Annotated in this window: 8 protein-coding genes; all 8 read right to left on the bottom strand. The window is 59.1% G+C overall.

The genetic code is table 11. From position 1 onward, the window contains the following. Positions 1 to 960, bottom strand: a 960-nt coding sequence (locus ACUTJJ_RS05855; RefSeq protein ID WP_445541590.1) for a PHP domain-containing protein, incomplete at its 3' end; no start/stop codon positions are given. Positions 961 to 1489: 529 nt separating this feature from the next. Then, positions 1490 to 2173: an ABC transporter ATP-binding protein gene (locus ACUTJJ_RS05850; protein WP_063951187.1), complete on the bottom strand. Its 684-nt coding sequence runs from the start codon at positions 2171 to 2173 to the stop codon at positions 1490 to 1492. A 15-nt stretch (positions 2174 to 2188) separates the two neighbouring features. Continuing rightward, positions 2189 to 3496, bottom strand: coding sequence for a lipoprotein-releasing ABC transporter permease subunit (locus ACUTJJ_RS05845; RefSeq protein WP_063951188.1), 1308 nt, complete (start codon positions 3494 to 3496; stop codon positions 2189 to 2191). Between the two features lie 122 nt (positions 3497 to 3618). Next, entirely contained in the window at positions 3619 to 4941 is a 1323-nt protein-coding gene (gene proS, locus ACUTJJ_RS05840; protein WP_296070822.1) for a proline--tRNA ligase, read from the bottom strand. Between the two features lie 652 nt (positions 4942 to 5593). After that, positions 5594 to 5863 carry a DUF1467 family protein gene (locus ACUTJJ_RS05835; protein WP_445541589.1) on the bottom strand — a complete coding sequence of 90 codons (270 nt, stop codon included), beginning with the start codon at positions 5861 to 5863 and terminating at the stop codon, positions 5594 to 5596. A gap of 310 nt (positions 5864 to 6173) precedes the next feature. Further along, positions 6174 to 7841: a ribonuclease J gene (locus ACUTJJ_RS05830; protein WP_209088708.1), complete on the bottom strand. Its 1668-nt coding sequence runs from the start codon at positions 7839 to 7841 to the stop codon at positions 6174 to 6176. A gap of 204 nt (positions 7842 to 8045) precedes the next feature. Further along, the gene (locus tag ACUTJJ_RS05825) at positions 8046 to 8786 is read right to left on the bottom strand and encodes a biotin--[acetyl-CoA-carboxylase] ligase (RefSeq protein ID WP_445541588.1); all 741 of its coding nucleotides are present in this window, start codon (positions 8784 to 8786) and stop codon (positions 8046 to 8048) included. A gap of 26 nt (positions 8787 to 8812) precedes the next feature. Next, positions 8813 to 10255: an NADH-quinone oxidoreductase subunit NuoN gene (nuoN, locus tag ACUTJJ_RS05820; protein ID WP_445541587.1), complete on the bottom strand. Its 1443-nt coding sequence runs from the start codon at positions 10253 to 10255 to the stop codon at positions 8813 to 8815. Positions 10256 to 10273: the final 18 nt, after the last annotated feature.

The raw sequence follows: 10273 nt of genomic DNA, 5'->3' as shown, positions 1-10273 counted from the left end.
GGTCTCGGCGCGCTCGGCCGCCTCCGGATCATCGCTGGCGCCGGTGAAACGCGGCAGGATGGGGCCACGTTTTTTCAGTACGTAAGAGCAGCGCAGCGCGATCTCGACGGTGTTGTCGAGCGCCTCGGGAAGATCGGCAAACAGCGCCGTCATCTCCGCACGGCTCTTGAGGTAGTGATCAGGCGTCAGCCGGAAGCGGCTGTCGTCCGAAACGATAGCATTGTGCGCGACGGCCATCAGCGCATCATGCGCCTCATAATCGGCCTTCGACGGAAAGAAGGCTTCGTTGGTCGCAACCAGCGGAATATCGTGCTCATAGGCAAGGCCGATCATGCGCCGCTCGTGCGAACGATCGAAACCTGACTGGCGCTGCAACTCGATATAGAGGCCGTCACCGAAGAGTGACTTCAGCGCCAGAAGCCTCTCTCTGGCCTGCGCGGCGTGGCCGTCCTTCAGTGCCATATCAACTGGCCCGCCGGATGCGCCGGTCAGTGCAATGAGCCCCGCATTGGAAGCTTCTTCCAGCCACGCGCGGGTTATATGCACCGCGTGACCACTGCCCTCGCCGTCGAGATAAGCGCGACTGACGAGATCGACCAGACGCTCGTATCCTTCCGCATTGGCGGCAAGGAGGACGATGGCGGGAAGTTTCTGAAGATGGCTATTATGGCTGCGGCGGTCATCCGCCGCATCCTGCATGTCGATCGATAGCTGGCAGCCAATGATCGGCTGCAATCCCTCGTCACGGGCCTTTTCGGAAAATTCCAGCGCCACAAAAAGGTTATTGGTATCAGTGATGGCAATGGCCGGTTGACCGTCTGCGACGGCCTTGGCCATTATTTTCTTGAGCGGCAAGGCCCCCTCAAGAAGAGAATAGGCGGAGTGCACCCGAAGATGGACGAAACCGGGAGTTTTCACGGTGTCGCCAGAGCTCTCCCCATGCACAACCATATCGCCCATATCATCATCCTGTCATTCTGAATCACGGGGGCGATTTTCCGATTTCCGGCGCTCAATGTCCACCGCCTTGCGGTGTCCATACACGCTTCTGCGCCGGTGTCTTCTTCAAAGGGCGGTGAGGATCACCGAAAAGCTGGCAACGAAGACAGCGATGGAGGTGAAAGCGGCAACGTCACGGATGAAATCAGTCATTGGTCTCTCCTTACTCGTTATGTTCTAATTTTGTTCTCATTCTGTTCGTTTGTCAACAGGGTTCTGTCGATGTTCCTCTTGCCAATGCCGGAGAATCGCCGCGGGTTCCCGCGAGCAGCCAAACAAGTCGCTGACTCCAAAGCAAAAAACCCGGAGGTGAAAAAACCTCCGGGTTCAAAAAAATCATGTAGTAAGGATGCTTATCCTTGGATCGCGACGCCGACATCACCCAGGCCAGCAACCCAGCGCTGTGCTATTGCATGGTCTCGGCGTCCAGATGACGATCCGCCACTGCGTTCGGAATGCTGAGAGACAGATGCTGCCCTGCCGGTCAGGGTCAGAAGTCGACGATCTTTCCTTCGGCGAGCGTCACACGCCGGTCCATACGGCCGGCAAGCTCGTGATTATGGGTGGCGATGAGTGCGGCGAGGCCCGACTGTCGCACCAGCGCCTCCAGCGCGTCGAAGACATAGGATGCCGTTTCCGGATCGAGATTGCCGGTCGGTTCATCAGCCAGAAGCAGGAGGGGCGCGTTGGCGACCGCGCGGGCAATGGCGACACGCTGCTGTTCACCGCCGGAAAGTTCTGCCGGCCGGTGTTCTCCGCGGTGTCCCACCCGCATGTAATCCAGCAACGCACTCGCGCGCTTGCGTGCCTCTGCCTGCGTGAGACCTGCAATGAGCTGCGGCATCATCACGTTCTCAACTGCCGAAAACTCGGGCAGGAGGTGGTGGAACTGATAAACGAAGCCGATGTCACTGCGGCGGATCGCCGTGCGGGTCTCATCCGGCAGGCCGTTACACGGCGCGTCGTTGATATAAACTTCGCCGGCGTCTGGATGTTCGAGAAGCCCGGCGAGATGCAGCAAAGTCGATTTTCCGGTGCCGGAGGGGGCGACCAGCGCCACCATCTCACCGCTCTTTAACTGGAAATCCGCCTTGCGCAGGATGGAAAGCGATGTCTCGCCCTGACCATAGGTTCTTTCGACACCAGTAAGCCGCAGCACTGTTTTTTTTGCCATATTGCGAAGCGGTCCTTATTCGTAACGCAGGGCCTGAACCGGATCGAGCTTGGAAGCACGCCAGGCCGGGAAGATCGTTGCCAGGAAAGAGAGCGTCAGAGCCATGATGACGACCGTGATGGTCTCACCAATATCCATTTCGGCCGGAAGCTGGCTGAGGAAATAGAGCTGCGGATCAAACAGCACCGTGCCCGAAATCCAGGAGAAGAACTGCCGGATGGATTCGACATTGAGACACACGAGGACACCAAGCGCCACGCCGGCGAAGGTACCGACCGTGCCGATCGCCGCTCCAGTCATGAAAAAGATGCGCATCACAGCACCTGAGCTTGCGCCCATGGTGCGCAGAATGGCGATATCACTCCCTTTGTCCTTTACCAGCATGATCAGGCCGGAAATGATGTTGAGCGCCGCCACCAGGACGATGAGCGTCAGGATCATGAACATCACGTTCCGCTCCACCTGCAGGGCGGAGAAGAAGGTCTGGTTCCGCTGCCGCCAGTCGGTGATGTAGACCTGCCTTTCAGCCGCCTGTTCCACCAGCGGGCGGATGCCGTCAACGTCATCCGGGCGGCTGACATAGAGCTCGATGGACTGCACGACTCCGTCAGCGTTGAAATAAAGCTGCGCCTCCGAGAGCGGCATATAGATCATCGAGGCGTCGTATTCGGACATGCCGATCTCGAAGACACCGGAGATCTTGTAGGATTTGACGCGAGGATTAACCCCCATCGGGGTCACGTCACCTTCCGGTGATATGAGGGTGATATCGTCGCCAGCCGTGACACCCAATTGCGATGCAAGCCTGGAACCGACGAGGACGCCGTCACCTGCCATGAAGCCAACGAGATCGCCGGTCTTGATGTTTGTGGCGACCTCCTTGACCTTGTCGATATCCTCCTGGCGCACACCGCGCACCAGAGCGCCGGAGCCCGCACCGCCGCGGCCGGAGGCGAGCGTCTGGCCCTCCACCAGCGGCAACGCCATGGTGACGCCGGGAACGGCGGCGAACTTCTTCGCGAGTTCATCGTAATTGTTGAAGGGCTGATCGATCGGCTGCACGATCATGTGGCCGTTGATGCCGAGAATGCGGGAGATCAGCTCCGTGCGGAAACCGTTCATGACGGCCATGACGATGATGAGCGTCGCTACGCCCAGCATAATGCCGACAAAGGAAAAACCGGCAATGACGGAAATGAAGGCTTCCTTGCGCCGTGACCGCAGGTAGCGCCATGCCACCATCCGTTCAAAAGCGGAAAACGGCCGGGCGGTCTTTACCCCGGCAGAAACAGCCGCACCCTTTTCAGCCTCGGCTTGTGCCATGTCGTCTCCCTGATTTCAAACTGCAAGGCCGGCTTTTCCAAAACCCGGCCTGTATTTCCTTAGCATCGGCGATGCAAAAGCGGAGCGACCATCAACTGGGCCGCTCCGACTAGCGCTTGCGCTCAGGCCAGCACCCTGTTCATTGCCGCCTCGACGGTGACGGTTTCCCGCTCGCCGGTCTTGCGATCCTTCACTTCGACTTCGCCATTCGCGACCGAACGCGGACCGACGATGATCTGCAGCGGCACGCCAATCAGATCGGCCGTGGCGAATTTCTGGCCCGCACGGTCGTCCGTATCGTCGTAGAGAACATCCTTGCCGGCGTTGGAGAGCTGGTAATACAGCTTTTCGCAAGCTGCATCGCAGGCCGCGTCTCCAGCCTTCATGTTGATGATCACGACGTCGAAAGGAGCGACCGAAGCCGGCCAGATGATTCCGTTCTCGTCATGCGATGCTTCAATGATGGCGGGAACAAGGCGTGTCGGTCCAATGCCGTAGGAACCCATGTGGACAGGATGTTCTTTTCCGTCCTTGCCCTGCACTTTTGCGCCCATCGGCTCGGAATATTTCGTGCCAAAATAGAAGATGTGGCCGACCTCAATGCCGCGTGCCGAAAGGCGTTCGCCCTCAGGAATCGCGTCATAGGCGGCTTCGTCATGCATTTCAGAGGTGGCGGCGTAATCAGCCGTCCATTCGTCAAACACGCCCTGCAATGCTTCGACATCGTCGAAGTCGGTGCTTTCAGCGGGAATCGCGCGGCCCAGGAAGCTCTTGTGGCAGAAGACCTCGGATTCGCCGGTGTCGGCCAGAATGATGAACTCGTGGCTGTGATTGCCGCCGATCGGGCCGGTATCGGCGCGCATGGGAATGGCGCGCAGGCCAAGCCGCTCGAAAGTGCGCAGGTACGCCACGAACATCTTGTTGTAGGAATGGATCGCGTCTTCCTTCGTAAGGTCGAAGGAATAAGCGTCCTTCATCAGGAACTCGCGCGAGCGCATGGTGCCGAAGCGGGGACGCACCTCGTCGCGGAACTTCAGCTGAATATGATAGAGGTTCAGCGGCAGGTTCTTGTAGGACTTCACGTACGAACGGAAGATGTCGGTGATCATTTCCTCGTTGGTGGGGCCATAGAGCATCTGGCGATCCTGGCGGTCCTTGATGCGCAGCATTTCCTTGCCGTAGTCGTCATAACGGCCGCTTTCCTGCCACAGCTCTGCCGACTGCAGGGTGGGCATCAGGAGCTCGATGGCGCCGGAGCGGTTCTGCTCCTCGCGGATGATCTTGTTAACCTTATCGAGCACGCGTTTGCCGAGTGGCAGCCAGGAATAGATGCCAGCCGATTGCTGCCGGATCATGCCGGCACGCAGCATGAGGCGGTGAGACACAATCTCGGCTTCCTTGGGGTTTTCCTTCAGGATGGGCAGGAAATAACGGCTAAGACGCATGACGGCTTCCATTGATGCGGACGACCGCGCGTGAAGCGCGGGAATCGCCCCGAATAGAGGGATATTGGCGCCGGATATAGCCGTTTCCGGCCCGGATGAAAACCCGCCATGAAAAGAGCGATAAAGGCGATTTCAAGGTATTTTCGCGATAGCTAATTCTCGTCAAAACGCTTTGGCCGGAATATTATTCTTGCTTGGGTGCGACATAATGCACCACAGGGAATTTTTTGCCGACTGTAACAAATATGCAAAAAATAAGATGACAAGCATGGGGCTTTGGGCTAGCTTTAGCTTACAAAAGAGGCAGGAAGTTTAAATTCTTGTCATTTCGCGGTCAGTCTTGGGAGGATTAGATCTTAGGCGCGCTCGTTCGCTGCCCCGGTAACGGTTACAGATCACGCGAAAACTGGAAAACAAGGCTGAAAGGCCTTGTTTTTTTTTGCCTCGAACCCAGTTTCGCTCTTGAGCTCATTCATTTGCGCGAATGCCGACCGTCGATGCACCACCTTGGATGGTGTGTGCACGATACATGTGACATCCGTATGACGCTTTGCACGAGAGATCCGCGCCGAGTTGCCTCCTTAACAGGCACTCTCATTCGCTAGCAGAGAGAGGTCACGCACCACGATGACCCGCGTGGCGGCGGCGCCATTCAATCAAAAACGGGGATAATTCTCGGCAGGTCATCAAGGCTCACGCCGAACCACCAGCTTCCACCGTACCAGATCCCGCAGATCACGGCCGAAATGAGGGTCGTCCACAAGACGATCCGTCCGCCCCTGAAGCTGGATGGGGCGCTGGCAACCGTGCCCAGCGCCACGTCGCCGTCCTCGTCCTGGGTGCGCAGACCAATCGGCAAGACGATGAAAAGCACCGTCCACCAGACGATGAAATAAACGGCGAAGAGCGAAAGAAGCGGCATGTGATCCTCCTGCACAATGCGCCCTTGTATCGCATTCATCCGCAAACCGGAATCACTTCTCTGCAAGAAGCGCAAAAAGCCTCGGAAGGACGACCAGAACCGCGCTTTGAGCGGGTACCGTGAGGTCGCTCACGAAGGCGGAGACCTCTCCTCCGTCATGCCGGACTTGATCCGGCATCCAGCCACGGCGCGTCTGCGCCGTGAGACGAGTCTTTACGCGATCAAGGACTTGATCGCGCTGGACCCCGGATCTAGTCCGGGGTGACGGAGAGCGGATAATACTATCGCCCGAAAGCTCCTGCTTCCCGGCTTACACCTTCGTCACAAAAACCGTCACGATCGGCTTCTTGCCCCAACTCTGGTTGGCGGCGGCGCGCACGGCGCGGCGCACGGCTTCGCGCAGCAATTCCAGATCTTTGCGGCGGGCGCGCGGAATGCTTTCGACGGCGCCGAGCACGGCGTCATAAAGCGTGTCCTCCATCGCCTCATCCTCGTCATCGAATTCCGGCAGGCCGAAAGGCACGACATCGGGATCGCCGAGGAAATCATAACGGCTGTCCAGCACGACATTCACCGAGACATGGCCCGCAAAGGAGAGCTTGCGGCGGTTGCTGATGCCCATCTCGTCCATGTCACCGATGAGATTGCCGTCCTTGAAGACGCGGCCGTGTGGCACGTCATCGATCACTTCGGCAGGACCGGGTGCGAGGCGCAGAACGTTGCCGTTGCGCACCTTCGGCACCTGGGAAATGCCAGCCTGCTCGGCCAGTTCCTTCTGCGCCACCAGATGCGCCGCTTCGCCGTGGACGGGCACGACGATCTGCGGCTTTGTCCATTCATACATCCTCAGAAGCTCGTTACGGCGCGGATGGCCGGAGACGTGTACCAGCGCCTCATTGTCAGTGACGATGTGCACGCCCTGTTCGATCAAACCGTTCTTGATATCAATGATCGCCTTTTCATTGCCAGGGATGGCGCGTGACGAAAATACGACCGTATCGCCGGACGCGAGCGCCACATTGCGCATCTCATCGCGGGAAAGCTTGGCGAGTGCTGCACGCGGTTCGCCCTGCGAACCGGTCAGGATCAGCACCACACGATCACGGGGAATATAACCGAATTCATCTTCGGCGAGGAACGGCTTGATGCCTTCCATGATGCCGAGATCCTGCGACACGTTGACGACGCGCTTCAGCGACGAGCCAAGCAGCAGCACCTCGCGACCGGCAGCCTCAGCCGCCTGCGCGATCGAGCGGATGCGCCCGACATTGGAGGAGAAGGTGGTAACGGCCACGCGTCCCTCGGCATTTTCGATGATCTGGCGCAGGCCTTCCGAAACCTCATGCTCGGAAGGCGACACGCCGTCGCGAACGGAGTTGGTGCTGTCGCACATCAGTGCCAGAACGCCCTCTTCACCGATGGCGCGGAACCGGGCTTCATCCGTCAACGGCCCAAGTGACGGCGCTTCGTCGATCTTCCAGTCACCGGTGTGGATGACATTGCCGAGCGGCGTGCGGATGACCAGTGACATCGGCTCGGGAATGGAGTGGTTGACGCCAACGGCTTCAATTTCGAAGGGACCGACATTAATGCGGTCGCCCGCCTTGAACGGCGTGATCGGAATTTCCGCGCGGGTGCCCTCATAAGCGCGCTTCGCCTCCAGCATGCCGGCAGTGAAGGCCGAGGCATAGACCGGCACATTAAGGCCGGGCCAGAGATCGTTCAGCGCACCATAGTGGTCCTCGTGGGCGTGGGTGATGATGATGCCCTTGAGGTTTTTCTTCTGCGCCTCGATATAGCTGATATCGGGCAGGACCAGATCGACGCCCGGCAAATCCAAGCCGGCAAAGGTCACGCCGCAATCCACCATGATCCATTCGCGCCTGCTTGCCGGCCCGTAGCCGTAAAGCGCGAGATTCATGCCGATTTCACCCACGCCGCCAAGCGGCACAAAAACCAGTTCGTCCTGTTGAGCCATTGTTTTTCTTATCCATTCACAAAACGCGCGCAGGACGGCGTCATGCCGCGCCCTGCCGCTGCTATCCCGCATCGGACCTGTTGAACCATCTGATCGACCGGGCCGATGCGGATCCGGTTTGTCGCCCTGCATTTCATGAGCCGCAGGAAAGCTCCAACCTCTGGGATAGGGTTCGGCGCGGATTTTTTGCCCGCACCGTTCACCTCATCCGAAAAACACGTCGCCGGCGGCGATGGAGCGTCTTGCGCCCTCGTCCTCATCCAGCAGCAGATAACCATTATCATCAATTCCGACAAAACGCCCGCCGATCGAACGATCCGGGAAGTTGACGGTGATATGTTCGCCAATGCCACAGGCCGCCGCCCGCCAGCTGGCGATGATGCCAGATACGCCCCTGCCCTTATCCCATTCGCGCAGAACCTCGGTCGTCTCACGGAAGAGATGGGCGAACAGTTCCTCGGGCGAGCAGGATGCACCATGTTCCGATAGCATCGTGACGGGATAAAGCGGATTGTCGGGCTTATGGGCGATATTGATACCAATGCCGATGACGATGGCGCGGCGGCCGTCTGGCAAAAGCTCCGCCTCCATCAGGATGCCGCAGGTCTTGCGGCGGCCGATGAGTACATCGTTTGGCCACTTGATTTCAAGCGCGTCGCCGCCCGGCGGCAGCACCGCGCGAATGGCGCGATAAACCGCCAGCGCAAAAGCGAGCGGCAGAGAGCCGATGCGCTCCATCGGCGCGGGATCGATCAGAAGAAGAGAAGCGTAGAGATTGCCGGGCTCTGAGACCCAGGGCCGGCCTCGGCGGCCCCGGCCGCCGGTCTGGCGGACGGCGGTAACCCAAAGATTGCCGCCATCCCCGGCCCGTGCCCGGGCGAAACATTCCAGATTGGTCGATGGCGTTTCCGCCATCGCCTCGTGCCTGATATCATCGATGGACATCCGGCCCGTATGCCTTCGTGTACTGCTCAAAAGAAGGTCTTCGCCGCAGCCGTGACCGCGTTGCCAAGCGCACCGCCGAAGACGATGAAAGCGACGGTAAAGAGAGCCGAAAGCGCGTAAACCACCTTCAATTCGCCCGACGGACGCTCGAACTTGTCCTTGGCTTCATCGAACCACATGACCTTGACGACGCGGATGTAATAGTAAGCGCCGACAACCGAGCCGATCACACCGATGATGGCGAGCGGGTATAGCTTCGCTTCGATGGCGGCGAGGAACACGTAGTACTTGCCGAAGAAGCCGGCGAGCGGCGGAATGCCAGCAAGCGAGAACATCAGGATCGTCAGCACAACCGCCATGAAGGGATTGGAAGACGAAAGACCGGCGAGATCTTCGACATTCTCGACATTGCCGATTTCCTTGCGGCGCATGGCGAGGATGCAGGCGAAGGTGCCAAGAGTCATGACCATGTAGACGGCCATGTACAGGATAACGCCAGCGACACCCGCCTCGGTGCCAGCAGCAAGGCCGACCAGCGCATAACCCATATGACCGATGGAGGAATAGGCCATCAGGCGCTTGATGTTCTTCTGGCCGATTGCGGCAAACGAACCAAGCAGCATGGAAGCGATGGAGATGAAGACGACGATCTGCTGCCAGTCGGCGAAGACGGGCTGGAACGCTTCGATGACAATGCGAACGAGGATCGCCATGGCGCCGATCTTCGGCGCGGCCGAGAGGAAGGCCGTGACCGGGGTCGGAGCGCCTTCATAAACGTCCGGCGTCCACATGTGGAACGGAACAGCGGAAATCTTGAATGCGAGACCGGCCAGCACGAAAACCAGACCGAAAACGAGGCCGAGCGAACGGGTCTCCGAGGCCAGAACCTGGGCAATTTCGGTAAAGCCGGTATTGCCGGTGAAACCGTAGACCAACGACATGCCGTAGAGCAGCATGCCGGAAGACAGTGCGCCGAGAACGAAGTATTTCAGGCCCGCTTCCGTGGAGCGGAGGCTTTCGCGGTTGATGGCGCAGACGACGTAGAGTGCCAACGACTGCAGTTCCAGCGCCATGTAGAGCGAGATCAGGTTATTGGCCGAGATCATCAGCAGGATCCCGAGCGTCGCGAGAACCAGCAGCACCGGATATTCGAAACGGCCGATCGGCTCGAAGCGCCCTTGGCCGACGGCAAGGATCATGGCGGTGATGGAGCCGATCAGCGCCAGCACCTTCATGAAGTTACCGAAGGCATCGGCGATGTAGACACCGCCGAAAGCCACGCCCGATGCGGGGGCAAAGATGATCCAGAGACCGACGACGAGCAGGAGGGCAACGGCAAGGCCGGTGACCGTCGTTGTCGACTTGTCGCCCGAGAAGACGCCAATCATGAGCAGCGCCAGCGCGCCGACCGCAAGGATCAGCTCGGGCGTCGCAATGTGCAGACTGGCAAAAAGGATTTCAGCGGTCATGTCCAACGGGTCCTGTCG

This window comes from Agrobacterium sp. DKPNP3 (assembly GCF_052686535.1).
This window is presented reverse-complemented; position numbering and strand designations above follow the sequence as displayed.